At 64.4% G+C, this 13,637-nt stretch carries 16 protein-coding genes; 10 read left to right on the top strand and 6 right to left on the bottom strand.

Annotated features, from left to right (window positions below; all coding sequences use genetic code 11):
• Positions 1 to 12: 12 nt before the first annotated feature.
• Positions 13 to 414 carry a DUF934 domain-containing protein gene (locus tag ACP156_RS17460; protein WP_425052854.1) on the top strand — a complete coding sequence of 134 codons (402 nt, stop codon included), beginning with the start codon at positions 13 to 15 and terminating at the stop codon, positions 412 to 414.
• Positions 415 to 486: 72 nt separating this feature from the next.
• A complete protein-coding gene (locus ACP156_RS17455; protein ID WP_425052638.1) occupies positions 487 to 1,335 on the top strand; it encodes a ferredoxin--NADP reductase in 849 nt (282 codons plus the stop codon).
• 87 nt (positions 1,336 to 1,422) lie between these two features.
• Here the strand turns inward: ACP156_RS17455 and ACP156_RS17450 are convergent, their stop codons facing one another.
• On the bottom strand, positions 1,423 to 1,797 hold the full coding sequence (locus tag ACP156_RS17450) for a VOC family protein (protein WP_425052637.1): 375 nt from the start codon (positions 1,795 to 1,797) through the stop codon (positions 1,423 to 1,425).
• Between the two features lie 40 nt (positions 1,798 to 1,837).
• On the opposite strand from ACP156_RS17450, the gene ACP156_RS17445 reads away from it, so the two are divergent.
• Positions 1,838 to 2,374 carry a winged helix-turn-helix transcriptional regulator gene (locus tag ACP156_RS17445; RefSeq protein ID WP_425052636.1) on the top strand — a complete coding sequence of 179 codons (537 nt, stop codon included), beginning with the start codon at positions 1,838 to 1,840 and terminating at the stop codon, positions 2,372 to 2,374.
• A 96-nt stretch (positions 2,375 to 2,470) separates the two neighbouring features.
• On the opposite strand, the gene ACP156_RS17440 is transcribed toward ACP156_RS17445, so the two are convergent.
• Positions 2,471 to 4,003: a hypothetical protein gene (locus tag ACP156_RS17440; RefSeq protein WP_425052635.1), complete on the bottom strand. Its 1,533-nt coding sequence runs from the start codon at positions 4,001 to 4,003 to the stop codon at positions 2,471 to 2,473.
• Positions 4,004 to 4,194: 191 nt separating this feature from the next.
• Here ACP156_RS17440 and infC point away from each other — a divergent pair, with 191 nt between their 5' ends.
• Positions 4,195 to 4,740: a translation initiation factor IF-3 gene (gene infC, locus ACP156_RS17435; RefSeq protein WP_425052853.1), complete on the top strand. Its 546-nt coding sequence runs from the start codon at positions 4,195 to 4,197 to the stop codon at positions 4,738 to 4,740.
• Between the two features lie 142 nt (positions 4,741 to 4,882).
• Here infC and ACP156_RS17430 read toward each other — a convergent pair whose 3' ends face one another.
• Together ACP156_RS17430 and ACP156_RS17425 are read right to left on the bottom strand one after the other, a co-directional pair.
• Complete coding sequence (locus ACP156_RS17430; protein ID WP_425052634.1) at positions 4,883 to 5,476, bottom strand: transglycosylase SLT domain-containing protein; 594 nt, start codon at positions 5,474 to 5,476, stop codon at positions 4,883 to 4,885.
• Positions 5,477 to 5,695: 219 nt separating this feature from the next.
• Positions 5,696 to 6,385: a D-lyxose/D-mannose family sugar isomerase gene (locus ACP156_RS17425; protein ID WP_425052633.1), complete on the bottom strand. Its 690-nt coding sequence runs from the start codon at positions 6,383 to 6,385 to the stop codon at positions 5,696 to 5,698.
• A 91-nt stretch (positions 6,386 to 6,476) separates the two neighbouring features.
• Here ACP156_RS17425 and maiA point away from each other — a divergent pair, with 91 nt between their 5' ends.
• On the top strand, positions 6,477 to 7,121 hold the full coding sequence (gene maiA, locus ACP156_RS17420) for a maleylacetoacetate isomerase (RefSeq protein WP_425052632.1): 645 nt from the start codon (positions 6,477 to 6,479) through the stop codon (positions 7,119 to 7,121).
• Between the two features lie 75 nt (positions 7,122 to 7,196).
• Here maiA and ACP156_RS17415 read toward each other — a convergent pair whose 3' ends face one another.
• Positions 7,197 to 7,817, bottom strand: coding sequence for a VPLPA-CTERM sorting domain-containing protein (locus tag ACP156_RS17415; RefSeq protein WP_425052631.1), 621 nt, complete (start codon positions 7,815 to 7,817; stop codon positions 7,197 to 7,199).
• A 577-nt stretch (positions 7,818 to 8,394) separates the two neighbouring features.
• On the opposite strand from ACP156_RS17415, the gene gatB reads away from it, so the two are divergent.
• Both gatB and ACP156_RS17405 read left to right on the top strand, forming a co-directional pair.
• On the top strand, positions 8,395 to 9,906 hold the full coding sequence (gene gatB, locus ACP156_RS17410; protein WP_425052630.1) for an Asp-tRNA(Asn)/Glu-tRNA(Gln) amidotransferase subunit GatB: 1,512 nt from the start codon (positions 8,395 to 8,397) through the stop codon (positions 9,904 to 9,906).
• Positions 9,907 to 10,307: 401 nt separating this feature from the next.
• The gene (locus ACP156_RS17405; RefSeq protein WP_425052629.1) at positions 10,308 to 10,901 is read left to right on the top strand and encodes a DUF4177 domain-containing protein; all 594 of its coding nucleotides are present in this window, start codon (positions 10,308 to 10,310) and stop codon (positions 10,899 to 10,901) included.
• On the opposite strand, the gene ACP156_RS17400 is transcribed toward ACP156_RS17405, so the two are convergent.
• Positions 10,898 to 11,155, bottom strand: a complete 258-nt coding sequence (locus ACP156_RS17400) for a BolA family protein (RefSeq protein ID WP_425052628.1) — start codon at positions 11,153 to 11,155, stop codon at positions 10,898 to 10,900. The two genes, ACP156_RS17405 and ACP156_RS17400, sit on opposite strands and share 4 nt — an antisense overlap.
• Before the next feature lie 76 nt (positions 11,156 to 11,231).
• Here ACP156_RS17400 and ACP156_RS17395 point away from each other — a divergent pair, with 76 nt between their 5' ends.
• The 3 genes from ACP156_RS17395 to ACP156_RS17385 all read left to right on the top strand — a co-directional run bounded on the left by ACP156_RS17395 (position 11,232) and on the right by ACP156_RS17385 (position 13,635).
• Positions 11,232 to 11,858, top strand: coding sequence for a DnaJ domain-containing protein (locus ACP156_RS17395; RefSeq protein WP_425052627.1), 627 nt, complete (start codon positions 11,232 to 11,234; stop codon positions 11,856 to 11,858).
• Between the two features lie 184 nt (positions 11,859 to 12,042).
• On the top strand, positions 12,043 to 12,756 hold the full coding sequence (locus ACP156_RS17390) for a sulfotransferase (RefSeq protein WP_425052626.1): 714 nt from the start codon (positions 12,043 to 12,045) through the stop codon (positions 12,754 to 12,756).
• 12 nt (positions 12,757 to 12,768) lie between these two features.
• Positions 12,769 to 13,635, top strand: coding sequence for a DUF6473 family protein (locus ACP156_RS17385; RefSeq protein WP_425052625.1), 867 nt, complete (start codon positions 12,769 to 12,771; stop codon positions 13,633 to 13,635).
• The last annotated feature ends 2 nt before the right edge of the window (positions 13,636 to 13,637 follow it).

Below are 13,637 nucleotides of genomic sequence, written 5' to 3'. Positions count from 1 at the left end.
GAGGAGACGACAATGAGCGTTATCGTGACCGATGGCGGTTTTGCCGCCGACGACTGGAATGGCGAACTGGCCGCGCCCGAAGACACCGGCGCCGCCGCCGTGCTGCTGCCCTCGGACGCCGACCCCGAAGTGCTGCGCGACCGGCTGGACCAGCTGAAGCTTGTGGCCGTGGACTTCCCCAGCTTCGCGGACGGTCGCGGCTTTACGATCGCGCGCCGCCTGCGCCTGATGGGCTACACCGGCCGTCTGCGCGCCAAGGGTCACGTTATCGCCGATCAGTACGCGATGGCACGCCGCGTTGGTTTTGACGAGGTCGAGATCGACCTTGACCTTGCCACCCGTCAGCCCGAGGATCAGTGGCTCCGCCGCGCCGAATGGAAGGCGCATGACTATCAATCTCGCCTGCGCGCCTGATTGACGCCTTCCATCTGACCTGCATCAAGGATTAAGGATTCACACGGCCGTAAGGCCATGGATGAGATAGACATGACCGAGCAAAAACCCGTGACCCAAGCCGCCGCCCAGAAAGTACCCGCCCTGCCGGACGCGCAGACCGTGACAGAGGTCCAGCACTACACCGACCGCCTGTTCCGGTTCCGCTGCACCCGCCCCGCCTCGTTGCGGTTTCGCTCGGGCGAATTCGTCATGATCGGCCTGATGGGGGATCCGCACCCCGAGACCGGCAAGCAGAAGCCGCTGCTGCGCGCCTATTCCATCGCCTCGCCCGCGTGGGACGAAGAGCTGGAATTCTATTCGATCAAGGTGCAGGACGGCCCGCTGACCTCGAAGCTTCAGCACCTGAAGGAAGGCGACGAGATCATCCTGCGGCCCAAGCCCGTCGGCACGCTGGTGCATGACGCGCTGCTGCCCGGAAAGCGGCTGTGGTTCTTCGCGACCGGCACCGGCATCGCGCCGTTCGCCTCGCTGATCCGCGAGCCCGAGACGTACGAGCGCTACGACCAGATCATCCTGACCCACACCTGCCGCGAGGTGGCCGAGCTGACCTATGGCCGCGAGCTGGTGGAAAGCGTCCGTGCCGACGAGATGCTGGCCGAGGTGATCGGCGAGAACTTCGCCGACAAGCTGGTCTACTACCCCACCACCACCCGCGAAGAGAGCCCGAAGATGGGCCGGGTCACCGACCTGTTGCGCTCGGGCGAGATCTTCAGGGATCTGGGGATCGAGGGCATCAGCGCCGAGACCGACCGCGCGATGGTCTGCGGCTCGATGGGGCTGAACACCGATCTGAAGGAAATCCTTGAAGGCTTCGGCCTGAAGGAAGGCGCGAACTCCGAGCCTGCCGAATACGTGGTCGAGAAGGCCTTCGTCGGCTGATCCTTCCCGGCGCCTCGGCGTCGACCGTGATATTCCAAACCTGCCCCGCGTCACCGCCGGGCAGGTTTTTCTTTTCCGGGTCTCACCTCAGCCGCCGGTCAGGTCCTGCGCCAGCATCAGCGCGTTTCCGTCCGGATCGTAGAAGGTCGCGGTGCTGACCATCCCCTCGATCACCTCGGTCGGCCCGTCGAACCGCACCCCTTCCGCCTCCAAGGCGGCGCGGGCGGCGTCGATGTCGGCAACACCGAACACGGGCACCATATTGCCCGGCGCGGGCGACGCCTGTTCGCCAAGGCCAAGGGTCACGCCGTCGGTCTTGGTCTGAAGCTCGGTCCAGCCTGCATCGTCGGCATGGTAGATCAGGTCGAAGCCCAGCATATCCAGATACCATTTCGCGCTGACGTGGCGGTCCTTCACCGACATCGCGAGGGTAATCGTGTTCTCAAGGGTAACGGCAGCCATGGGGATTCCCTTAATTCAGAAAATATAGTAACTATACTTTATGGACATTGAGATTCTTGTCAAGCTGACCGCGCGCGCCTGGGCCCTGAACATCCTCGCCTGCCTTGACGCAGGCACGCCGGGACGGCAGGCGCCACTTCTGGCCGCCACGGGCGCAAGCCGGACCGCCTTCGCCCAAAGCCTGTCGCACCTGATCGAGTTGAAACTGCTAGAGCGCAACCCAGGCCATGGCCACCCGCTGCGGCCCGAATTCCGGCTGACGCCCGAAGGGATCCGGATCGCCGCTATCGCGGGACGCATCGTAGGCGCAGGTTCGCGAGACGAAGACGCGGCCCTGCTGCGCCGCACGTGGACAGTGCCGATCCTCGTCGCCTGCCAGCGGCCCCGCTATTTCGGCGAGATCCGCGCCGACCTGTCGCCAATCACCGACCGGGCGCTGTCGCTATCGCTGAAGCAGTTGCAGGCGCACCGCTGGCTGGACCGGCACACGGACACCGAGCAGCACCCCCCGCGCCCGCGCTACCATGCGGCCAATGCGGGTCAGGTCATCGGCAGGGCGCTCGCCGCCGTGGGCTGATCGCCCGACCCGTCGCCTGCGCTCACCCATAAACGCAAAACGCCCGGAGCTGTCAGGCTCCGGGCGGCGGTCGGATCGCACAGCGATCCGATCCCGTCACATATCAAGCGCCTCGCGGGCCTGCTCGAGCGCATCCGAAAGCGCCGCCTCGTCATCCCCGGCCTCTTCGATGGCCGTGGTCAGCGTCTCTTTCTGCTCGGCGTCCAGATCCGAGCCCTGGATCGTCGCCAGAACCTCGTCACGATCAAAGCCCTCGACAGTGAAGATCTCTGCCGGATCGGCGTCAGTGCTGTCGGTTTCGGCAGACGCGTCGGACGCCGGTTCGTCAGAGGCAGCGGCCTCGTCCCCGGTTTCCGCGGCGCTTTCCTCCGAGGCGGTCTCTTCATCCGCCGCCGCATCGCTGGCACCGGCGGCCATTTCGGCAGCAGTTTCCTCCATCGAGTCCGCCGTATCCGCCAGGGCCGTCGCCGCTTCTTCCATCGCCGCAGCATCGGCGCGCATCTCTTCGGCCTTCGTCATCAGTTCGTCAGCCTGATCGCGCAGTTCTGCCGCCTCGCCCATGATCACCTCGGACGCCGCAGTACTGATCGGGTCTTCCTCGGCGGTCGTCGCACCGGCAACTTCTTCATCGGCCGCAGGCGCTTCGGCTTCGGCAGTCTCTTCGACGGCGGCGGGTTCTTCCGTGGCGGCGGGTTCTTCCGCCTCAGCCATTTCCTCGGCCGCCGCAGGCTCTTCCGCCTCAGCGGTTTCCTCGGTTGCCGCAGGCTCCTCGGCCCCAGCCGTTTCCTCAGTCGCCGCAGGCTCTTCTGCCCCAGCCGTTTCCTCGGTGGCCGCAGGCTCTTCCGCCTCAGCCATTTCCTCAGTCGCCGCAGGCTCTTCCGCCTCAGCGGTTTCCTCAGTCGCCGCAGGCTCTTCCGCCTCAGCGGTTTCCTCGGTCGCCGCAGGCTCTTCCGCCTCAGCGGTTTCCTCGGTCGCCGCAGGCTCCTCGGCCTCAGCCGTTTCCTCGGTCGCTGCAGGCTCTTCCGCCTCAGCCATCTCCTCGGTCGCAGCGGGTTCTTCCGCCTCAGCCATTTCCTCGGCCGCCGCAGGCTCTTCCGCCTCAGCGGTTTCCTCGGTCGCCGCAGGCTCTTCAGCCTCGGCCATTTCCTCGGTCGCCGCAGGCTCCTCGGCCTCAGCCATCTCCTCGGTCGCAGCGGGTTCTTCCGCCTCAGCCGTTTCCTCGGTCGCTGCAGGCTCCTCAGCCTCAGCCGTTTCCTCAGTTGCCGCAGGCTCTTCAGCCTCAGCCATTTCCTCGGTCGCCGCAGGCTGCTCAGCCTCAGCCGTTTCCTCGGTCGCTGCAGGCTCCTCGGCCTCAGCCGTTTCCTCGGTTGCCGCAGGTTCCTCGGTTGCCGCAGGTTCCTCGGCCTCAGCCGTTTCCTCGGTCGCCGCAGGCTCTTCCGCCTCCGCTTCCTCGTCAGCGGCAGCGGTTTCTTCCTCGGCTGCCGGTTCCTCGGTCATCTCGGGCGCCGCGGCGATTTCGCCGGGCTCGTCCATCGCCGCAACAGGCTCTTCATCCTGTACCTGGAAATACGCGAAGCCGCCGATGGCCGCGGCCACGACAAGGGCTCCGATGATCCAACTCTTTTCCATAAAAGGAACTCCCCGCTGATATTCCGAACGCGTTTCGTGTCGAAGCATTGAAATGAAGCGGTGTTCAGCGCTTTCAAGTCGGAAAGCGCAGGAACAAAGGCCACGCGGAACGAAATGGCAGTTGAAACGGACCCCTCCAAGCCGTATCTTCTATGCCTGACTTTCCTGCAACGACATAAGGATGCACGACCATCGCTCGCAGACCCCACAATGCCCCGCCGACCCGTGACACCGGGCCTCGCGTCAACGACCGGATCCGCGCGCCCGAGATCCGCCTGATCGGCGCCGAGGGAGAGAACGTCGGGGTGGTTACGCCGCAAAAGGGCATGGCCCTTGCCGAAGCGGCGGGCCTCGATCTTGTCGAGATCTCCCCGAACGCCACGCCTCCGGTGTGCAAGATCATGGACTTCGGAAAGTTCAAGTACGAACAGCAGAAGCGTGAATCGGAAGCGCGGAAGAAACAGAAGACCATCGAAGTCAAAGAGGTCAAGTTCCGCCCGAACACGGACACGCACGACTACGATGTGAAGATGAAAAACGTCTTCCGGTTTCTCGAGGGCGGCGACAAGGTCAAGGTGACGCTTCGTTTCCGTGGCCGCGAGATGGCGCACCAGAACCTTGGGCGTGAACTGCTGGAGCGGGTCGCCGAAGACGTGAAGGAACTCGGCAAGGTCGAGAACATGCCGAAGATGGAAGGCCGCCAGATGGTCATGATGATCGGGCCCTCGACCAAGTAAGGGTCCGGCCCATCGGCAGACACGATGCACAGGCGCCTTCGGGTGCCTGTTTTCGTTTCAGGGGAGGCCCCCTGCCCCGACCCAAAAGAAAAAGGCCGAGGCGTGAACCCCGGCCCTTTTGTCCCTCGCGCGTGACCGCGTCTTATTTCTGCGGCAATGCGCAGTATTCCTGCGAGCTGATCCAGCTGCGCATGTCTTCCACCTTGTCCGGATACCGGAACGGCGCCCAGTGCTGGGAAATGCCGCCCCAGTGGCCCGGCCCGCCAAGGATGCGGTTCTTGTTCGGCATCTCGTAGGCCGCCAGCCGCACGCCGCAGCTTAGGTTCGCCGCGCCGTCGAACAGGGCCGAGGCGGATTGCGCCTTGCAGCCCACGCCGCGCGCCGTCGCCGGGGCGATCTGCAGCAGGCCCAGCCATTTGCCGCCGCCGCCCGAGGCATCGGGAGTCCAGCGGCTCTCATGCTTCGCGAGCGCCGAGAACAGGCCGGCCCAGAAGGCCCGCCGCTGTTCCACCGGCGCCGCGCGATAGGCCGGGCACCACTGGTCGATGTCTTCGGGAACCAGTTGAGACAGCACCGCTCCGTGGGTCTCCAGCGCGCCCATCGTCGCCATCGTCCACTCGGTCGCTTCCGGGCGGAAGTCCCAGCGCATCGGCGGGACGTCAGGCGTTTCGTAGGGTTTGCTTGCAGCGCAGGCGGAGGCGGTCAGCACCGCGAACAGCGTCGCGGCTCTCAACATGGAACGGATCATTGGCAAACTTTGGCAGCACCGGGCCAACCCCCGGCAAGGGAAATCCTGTGCCAAAAACGATCCGGTCCGTCTACCCTATGGTCAGGCCATCGGCGGGAATCCCCCGCCGGGGTTTTTGGCTTAATCCAAAGAACGGTACGAATTCACAAGATGTGGCAGCGCGCTCGCGGCGCGCCACCACGTGATGTTTCGCGCGGCAGGCGAACGTCAGCCCAGCCACTTGTCATAATCCGAAACGAGAAGGTGAACCGGATCGGCGTCCTCCTCGATCTCAGAGAATCGGCCAATGGGCTCGCGGAACACGTTGTCGGTCCGGTCGTCGTTCACGTTCGACACTTCGCCGATCAGAACGCGGCCGCCCTCGCCCCAGAACGCATGCCACGTGTCGGTCTCGAGCGTGACGCTTTCGCCGGGCTTCAGCTTCAGCAGGCCGCCGGCTTCCATCACCCGCGCGCGCCCGTCGGTCAGCACGCGGACCTCGGCGTTCTCGTCGACCGAGCCGTCCGCCTTCGCCTTGAACAGCTCCAGCACCAGCGTCCCGCCGCCACGGTTGATGATGTCCTCGGTCTTCAGGTTGTGCCGGTGCATCGGCGACAGCTGATCTTCGCCCGAGATCATGATCTTCTCGGCATATAGCATGCCCTTGCCCTGCGGGATGTTGTCGTTCGTCCCGTTGCGCACGGTGAACAGGAACAGGCCCATGTCATCGTACTTGCCCTGCCCGTAGTCGGTGATGTCCCAGCCCAGCGCATGATCGCGCACCATCGGGGAATCCTCGGCCACCCGCCGTTTCAGCTCTTCGGGCGTCCAGTAGGCGAAGGGGGGCATGATATAGCCGAACGACCGGATGAAGGCGTCGCCGTCCTTCAGGATCTCGTTCACGGTGGATCGTTTCATGAGGGCTTCCTCTCTGTCCTGCCGGGGGATGCCGGTGCTGTTGCCTTCCGCTCCGGCCCGCGCAAGAGTGCGCCGATCGGAGGCTCCCCACATGCTTACATTACACAACTATTTCCGGTCCTCGACCTCGACCCGCCTGCGCGCGGCGCTGAATCTCAAGGGCCTGGACTACGACTACAAGGCGTATGCGCTTCTCAAGCGCGAAACGCAAACCCCCGAGTTCCTGTCGAAAAGCCCCGCGGGCCTTGTGCCGGTGCTGGAGCTAGAGGACGGAACCGCCCTGTCGCAATCGCTGGCGATCATCGAATACCTCGAGGAAGAGCATCCCGAGCCCCCGCTTCTGCCCGCCGACGCCAAAGGCCGCGCTCGCGTGCGCGCCCTGTCCTACATGATCGCCTGCGAGGTGCACCCGCTGAACAACCTGCGGGTCCTTCAGTATCTGACCTCGGAATTCGATGCCGACGATCAGGGAAAGACCGCATGGTTCAACCACTGGGTCCACGCGACGTTCGCGCCGCTGGAGACCCTGCTTGCCGAAAGTCCGGACACCGGCACCTACTGCCATGGCGAGACGCCGGGGCTCGCTGATTGCTGCCTGTATGCCCAGATGTGGAACAACAAGCGGTTCAAGGTGAACACCTCGGCCTATCCGACGATCGAACGGATCTTCACGGCCCTCGACACGCTGGACGCGTTCCGCAAGGCGGCGCCTCCGACGCAGCCCGACGCGGCCTAGGCCCCGATCCAAACGATAAAGGCCGCGCATTTCGCGCGGCCCTCGTATCCATGGTCTGTCGACTGTTGCGGCGCGTCAGTCGGCCTTGCGCTTGCGGCGGCGGGCGACGAAGCCCATCGCGGCCAGCCCGCCGATCAGCAGCGGCATTGCAGCCGGAAGCGGCACGGCCGAGATGGCGGCGGCTTCGGCGTACTGCCCGCCCTGCACGCCCGGCTCATTCAGCACGAAGTTGTCGAAGCTGGCGTTGCCGAACTTGGTGTAGATGAACACGCTCGACAGGCCGGTCCAACCCAGCTGGAACGTCGAGAAACCGGGCTGCGCCCAGAACACCTTTTTGAAGTGGTCCCCGTTCGCCAGGTAGCCCACCACGCGCACCAGCGTCGACAGGTCGCTGTTCGAACCCGCGTCGAGGCTCTCGATCGAGAACGGCGACGCCGAGTGCAGAAGCAGCGGTTCGTTGCTCAGGCTCATCAGCCAGTCGCTGCCGTTCTTGGACGCATAGGGGCGCGGCTCGGCGAAACCCGAGTCGATCACATATCCTTCGGGCACGAAAAAGCGGAACGTGCCGGTGTGCAGAAAATCGTTGCTATAGTGCGTATGGCCGTTTTCAGCCGCGATGCCTTCAAAGTCCACCGTAACGGCTTGCGCCGTACCTGCCGTCAGGACGAGGGCGATTGCCGAGAGCAATTTCTTCATTGTCACTGTCTCCGTCTCAAACCTGTAACTTCGAGGAATGTAGGATCGAACCTCGGCTGGCAACCGCAAAGTGGCAGAATTCAGGCACTGTTCACCCAAAGAACACAATGCCCAAAAGCAATGCCGTTAAACACCTAATATACCGGGTAAATTTTAACGAACTGGCGGCCTCGGCATTAACAATGCTCACGCCATACTACAGGGCCGTTGCAAACCGTGTGAAATGCCTGATCCTTGATAAACAAGGGAAATCAATGACATGATGTTAAGTATCCACGGTGGACCGGACAGGTTTCCGCGAAGTAACCCCCTGATCCGAAACACTATTACCATGGGTAAAGGGCAAGTTGTCGCCGACGCGGAGCGCGCGGTTCGCGGCCCTCGCCGGCAAACGCAAAATCGACGCCACACGGGGCCGAGTCGATGCGCGCGCCGCCCCGAAATTGACACGATCGTGATCGGATCGCCCGCCGCACGGGCGTGACGATCCGGCCCGCCGGACGCCATGCGCCATCCCCTTGCCCCGCCGCGCCCGCTCCCCTAGAACAAGCGCCGATCTTGCAGCAGGACCGCACACATGCTCGACCTCACCTATGAAGCCCCGAAACCGAAGGTCATCCAGGGCGCCAAGCACGACTGGGAACTCGTGATCGGCCTCGAGGTGCACGCCCAGGTCGCCTCCAAGTCCAAACTGTTTTCGGGCGCTTCGACGCAGTTCGGGTCCGAGCCGAACTCGAACGTCGCCTTCGTGGACGCGGCGATGCCGGGGATGCTGCCGGTGATCAACGAGTTCTGTGTCGCGCAGGCGGTGCGCACCGGGCTGGGGCTGAAGGCCGACATCAATCTGAAGTCCGCCTTCGACCGGAAGAACTATTTCTACCCCGACCTGCCGCAGGGCTACCAGATCAGCCAGCTGTACCACCCCATCGTGGGCGAAGGCGAAGTGCTGGTCGACATGGGCCCCGGCGGCGCGCGCAAGGTCCGCATCGAACGCATCCACCTGGAGCAGGACGCGGGCAAGTCGATCCACGACATGGACCCGCATTTCACCTTCGTCGACCTGAACCGTACCGGCGTCGCGCTGATGGAAATCGTCAGCCGCCCCGACATCCGCGGCCCCGAGGAAGCGGCGGCCTATGTCGGCAAGCTGCGCCAGATCCTGCGCTATCTTGGCACCTGCGACGGCAACATGCAGAACGGAAACCTGCGCGCCGACGTGAACGTGTCGGTCTGCCGTCCGGGCGATTACGAGAAGTACCAGGAGACGCAGGACTTCTCGCATCTGGGCACCCGCTGCGAGATCAAGAATATGAACTCGATGCGCTTCATCCAGCAGGCCATCGAGTACGAAGCGCGCCGCCAGATCCAGATCCTGGAAGCGGGTGGCGAGATCGATCAGGAAACGCGGCTGTACGACCCCGACAAGGGCGAGACCCGCTCGATGCGGTCCAAGGAAGAGGCGCACGATTACCGCTACTTCCCGTGCCCCGACCTGCTGCCGCTTGAGATCGAGCAAGCCTGGGTCGACGACATCGCCGCCTCGCTGCCGGAATTGCCGGATCAGAAGAAGGCCCGCTTTGTCGCGGATTACGGGATGACGGAATACGACGCCTCGGTGCTGACGGCCGAGGTCGAGAACGCATCCTTCTTCGAAGAGGTCGCGGCGGCGTCCGACGGCAAGCTAGCCGCGAACTGGGTGATCAACGAACTGTTCGGTCGTCTCAAGAAAGACGACAAGGACATCGGTGACAGCCCGATGAGCCCGGCGCAGCTGGGCGGGATCATCTCGCTGATCCAGAAGGGCGACATTTCGGGCAAGATCGCGAAAGACCTGTTCGAGATCGTCTATACCGAGGGCGGCGACCCGTCGCTGATCGTGGAAGAGCGTGGCATGAAACAGGTCACCGACACCGGCGCCATCGAGGCCGCGGTGGACGAGGTGATCGCCGCCAACCCCGACCAGGTGGAAAAGGCCAAGGCCAACCCCAAGCTCGCCGGCTGGTTCGTGGGCCAGGTGATGAAAGCCACCGGCGGCAAGGCGAACCCGAAGGCGGTGAACGAGCTGGTCTCGGCGAAACTGGGTTTGTGACGGGGTTTGTGGTGCGCGTGAGTGCGCACCCGACGTTGCGGCAATGTGGTTGGGGTTTGTGGTGCGCATGAATGCGCACCCTACCCGGCTCGCGGTACATTTTCGTTCGGTGCGCATGAACGCGCACCCTACGCCGGCACCCGTAGGGTGCACACTTATGCGCACCGCATAATTCACACCCCGTAGGGTGCGCACTTGTGCGCACCACATATTTCACACCCCGTAGGCTGCGCACTTGTGCGCACCGCGAAATTCATTCCCCCGTACGGTGCGCATTCATGCGCACCGTGCCCCCCCAACGGCCGATTTCCGCGGGTTGTGACCGCTCACGCCCGCCCGCCGCTTTCCCTGGCCCGACCCGTTTGCTAATGTCCCTCGGCGTCGAATCCGAGGGGTCCCAGATGCCGCGTTATGAATACAAGGTCGTGCCCGCGCCGAAGAAGGCCGGGAAGGTAAAAGGGGTCAAGGGAACCGAAGCCCGCTTTGCCCACGAACTCGCCAGCCTGATGAACCAGTACGGCGCCGACGGCTGGGAATACCAGCGCACCGATACCCTGCCCTGCGAGGAACGCTCGGGCCTGACGGGCCGCACCACGACGTTCCAGAACCTGCTGGTGTTCCGGCGCGAACTGGACACGGCGATGCGCGCGGCGGATGCCATCGCGTCGGTCCACGTCGACCAGCCCGCGCCGATGACGGCCCCTGCCCCGGTCCGCACGCCGCCGCACGCCGAGCCGGCCCCCGCGCCGCGGGCCGAAGCCCCGGCACCCGCGCCGACCCCGACCCCGACACTCTCAGCCGAGCCGATGCGGACTCCCGATGGCGAACTGTCGTTCTCGCGCGCGCCGTTCCACCACCGCGGCGACGGTCAGGACGAGCCGCAGATCAGCGCCCGCTCGCCCGAGGGCGTCACGCCGCGCCTTGGCGCCGCCAGCCATCCAGAGCCCGCGGATCCCCCGGCAGAAACATCCCCCGGGGTGGCGCGGCGGGGTTAGGCCTCTATGTGAAGGGCCAGCGCGTGCAGACGTCCCATGACATCCGGCCCCAGCGCCTCGTGCACCGCGCGATGGCGTTGCAGTCGGGTCATGGGTTCGAAGGCCGGCGCCTTGATCCACACGCGGAAATGACTGTCGCCGCCTTCCCGGTACCCGGCGTGGCCACGGTGTTTTTCGCTTTCATCCTCAACAGTTAGCGTCTCGGGTGCAAAAGTTTCCGACAGCTTCTGCTCTATGATCGTTACCAGTTTCATTTTTTCCCACCTGCCCCCTTCAATCCGGCGGCAAAACCATTAGACTTCCGTGTCCGAGTAGCAAAGGCGAGCCCAAATGGCGAATCCAGATCCGTTCGGTTTTGACATCCGCGTCACCTCTGACAAGAAGAAGCGCAATCGTGGCAAACGCGGCATGTCCGGCGCGTTCGAGACGTCGCAGCGGGAATGCGAACATCCCGGCTGCCGCGAACAGGGCCAGTACCGCGCTCCACGGTCGCCCGATCACCTCGACGAGTACCTGTGGTTCTGCAAGGACCACGTCCGCGAGTACAATCTGAAATGGAACTTCTTCAACGGCACGACCGAAGAGGAATTTCAGGAGCAGATCGACAGCGACCGCGTCTGGGGCCGCGAGACCAAGCCGTTGAAACCGGGCGAGGAACAGCGCGCCTGGGCGCGGCTGGGCATCGACGACCCGCATCAGGTGCTGGGCGAGAACGCCACGCGCAACCCCGGCAAATCGGTCACCGGCACCCGCAAGCTGCCCCCCACCGAACGGCGCGCGCTGGATATTCTCGAAGCCAAGGACCATTGGCAGAAGGCCGAGATCCGCAAGGCCTACAAGGCGCTGATCAAGGTACTGCATCCCGACATGAACGGCGGCGACCGCGGGCACGAGGAACAGCTGCAGGAAGTCGTCTGGGCCTGGGACCAGATCAAGGACAGCCGGAACTTCCAGTAAGGCCGCATCCTTACACGATTTCGGGGGCGCGCCATGGGTGCGCCCCTTGTCGTTCGCGCCCCTGCCCGCCGACCCTGCGTCATGCGCGGAAACCGGACCGGGGCGCCCGCGCGGCGCGAGCGGAAATTGACAGGTGCACCGCCCGCCCGATAGGGAATGTGAACGCGGTATCCGGGGTCGGAGAATGACAAAGCCATTGGTCGTGCTGTCCAGCGCACGTTCCGGCACCAACTATTTCCTGAGCGTTTTCCAGAAGATGGCGCCGGACGGTGTGGTTCTGCGCGAGGTGTTCCGCAAGGGCGGCGACAACCTTCCGGAACTCGCCGAACTGACCGGCCTGCCGCGGTCCCGGCTGGTGACGCTGGGGCAGGACGATCCGGTCGCTCTGTGGCAAATGCTGCGTAAGGCCGCCGGATCGCGTCCGCTGGCGGTGAAGATCTTCTATTACCACGCAAGGCCAGGCAGCCCGATCTGGGACAGGCTGATCGACGAGGCGCGGATCATCCACCTTGTCCGCCGCCGTATCCTCGACACGCTGGTGTCGCGCAAGCTGGCCGAGGACAGCGGGACATGGTTCCAGCCCAGCCATGTCGACGGTCCGCCCGCGCGACCCGAGGTCCGGCTGGACCCAACCGAAGTTGCCACCTTCATCAGCGAACGGCAGGCCTATGTGCAGCGCTTCCGCGAACGGTTCCGGAACGCCGATCTGCACGAGGTCAGCTACGAGGACATCGCCGCCGATCCGAAGCTCTGCGCGGAACGTATCGCGCAGGTGACCGGGCTTCCGATGCCCGCCTTCCCGATGCAGCTTCCGATCCGCAAGCAGAACACATGGGCGATCCCGGATATCGTTTCGAACTACAACGAGATCGCGGATTTCGACAAATCCCACCTGTAAGGAAGCCGGCCGATGTCGATGCAGTACCAGATGGAAAGCAGCCACATCGCCGACTATGGCCTGTGGACCCTGCCCGGGATCGACTTTCCCCTGCGCGGCCCGCCGGTCGCCATCGACGGCAAGGCCCCTGCCATCTCGTTCCTCGGCGCGGCGCAGGTGTTCGGGACGTTCGTGAACCATCCCTTCCCCAACCTGTTGGGAGAGATGCTGTCGGCCCGTGTGATGAACCTTGCGAACGGCGGCGCGGGGCCGGGTCTGTACGCCACCCGGCCAGAGCTGATCGACCTTGTGAACCGCAGTTCGGTCTGCGTGATACAGGTGATGTCGGCGCGCTCGTCGATGCAGAACCGGTACATGACCTCGCTGAACGGCCGCGCCTCGGTGCGGCTGACCTACCCGGACGGGCGAAGCGAGGATTGTCTCGGCCACCATGCGCTTCTTCGCATCGCGGGCGCGGTGTCGAAGCAGGAGTTCGCGGACCTCGTGGCAGAGACGCTGGACAACTACGTCGCGCAGTATCGTGCGCTCTGCGCGGCGATCACCGTGCCGAAGGTGCTGTTGTACCTCGGGCCGAACCCGCCGATCGCCGATGTCACCTCGGACGACTGGACGCCCGAGCGTCTGGTGGGCACGCATCCGCATCTCGTGACGCAGAAGGTCTTCGCCGAGCTTCAGACGCTGTGCGAGGCGACCGTCGCCGTGGTCGGCAAGGAAGGCATGGACCGGCGCCTGCTGAACCGGTTCACCGGCGAGTACACGTCGATCAAGCGGTCCGAGACCTACACGATCACCAACCACCGCGCCTATATCCCGCCGCACATGCACGTTCAGGCGGCGCTGGAGCTTTACCCGGTCGTCGGGCCGTTCCTGGCGCCATAGGA

The sequence above is a fragment of the Psychromarinibacter sp. S121 genome, from assembly GCF_049801035.1.
Taxonomy (GTDB): Bacteria; Pseudomonadota; Alphaproteobacteria; order Rhodobacterales; family Rhodobacteraceae; genus Psychromarinibacter.
Note: the sequence above shows the minus strand (reverse complement) of the source record. Positions and strands in the feature narration are given on the sequence as shown.

Coding starts and splice junctions, on each gene's coding strand:
- ACP156_RS17460 (WP_425052854.1), top strand. CDS start 13: ATGAGCGTTATCGTGACCGATGGCGGTTTTGCCGCCGACGACTGGAAT.
- ACP156_RS17455 (WP_425052638.1), top strand. CDS start 487: ATGACCGAGCAAAAACCCGTGACCCAAGCCGCCGCCCAGAAAGTACCC.
- ACP156_RS17450 (WP_425052637.1), bottom strand. CDS start 1,797: ATGGCTGCCGTTACCCTTGAGAACACGATTACCCTCGCGATGTCGGTG.
- ACP156_RS17445 (WP_425052636.1), top strand. CDS start 1,838: ATGGACATTGAGATTCTTGTCAAGCTGACCGCGCGCGCCTGGGCCCTG.
- ACP156_RS17440 (WP_425052635.1), bottom strand. CDS start 4,003: ATGGAAAAGAGTTGGATCATCGGAGCCCTTGTCGTGGCCGCGGCCATC.
- ACP156_RS17430 (WP_425052634.1), bottom strand. CDS start 5,476: ATGTTGAGAGCCGCGACGCTGTTCGCGGTGCTGACCGCCTCCGCCTGC.
- ACP156_RS17425 (WP_425052633.1), bottom strand. CDS start 6,385: ATGAAACGATCCACCGTGAACGAGATCCTGAAGGACGGCGACGCCTTC.
- maiA (WP_425052632.1), top strand. CDS start 6,477: ATGCTTACATTACACAACTATTTCCGGTCCTCGACCTCGACCCGCCTG.
- ACP156_RS17415 (WP_425052631.1), bottom strand. CDS start 7,817: ATGAAGAAATTGCTCTCGGCAATCGCCCTCGTCCTGACGGCAGGTACG.
- gatB (WP_425052630.1), top strand. CDS start 8,395: ATGCTCGACCTCACCTATGAAGCCCCGAAACCGAAGGTCATCCAGGGC.
- ACP156_RS17405 (WP_425052629.1), top strand. CDS start 10,308: ATGCCGCGTTATGAATACAAGGTCGTGCCCGCGCCGAAGAAGGCCGGG.
- ACP156_RS17400 (WP_425052628.1), bottom strand. CDS start 11,155: ATGAAACTGGTAACGATCATAGAGCAGAAGCTGTCGGAAACTTTTGCA.
- ACP156_RS17395 (WP_425052627.1), top strand. CDS start 11,232: ATGGCGAATCCAGATCCGTTCGGTTTTGACATCCGCGTCACCTCTGAC.
- ACP156_RS17390 (WP_425052626.1), top strand. CDS start 12,043: ATGACAAAGCCATTGGTCGTGCTGTCCAGCGCACGTTCCGGCACCAAC.
- ACP156_RS17385 (WP_425052625.1), top strand. CDS start 12,769: ATGTCGATGCAGTACCAGATGGAAAGCAGCCACATCGCCGACTATGGC.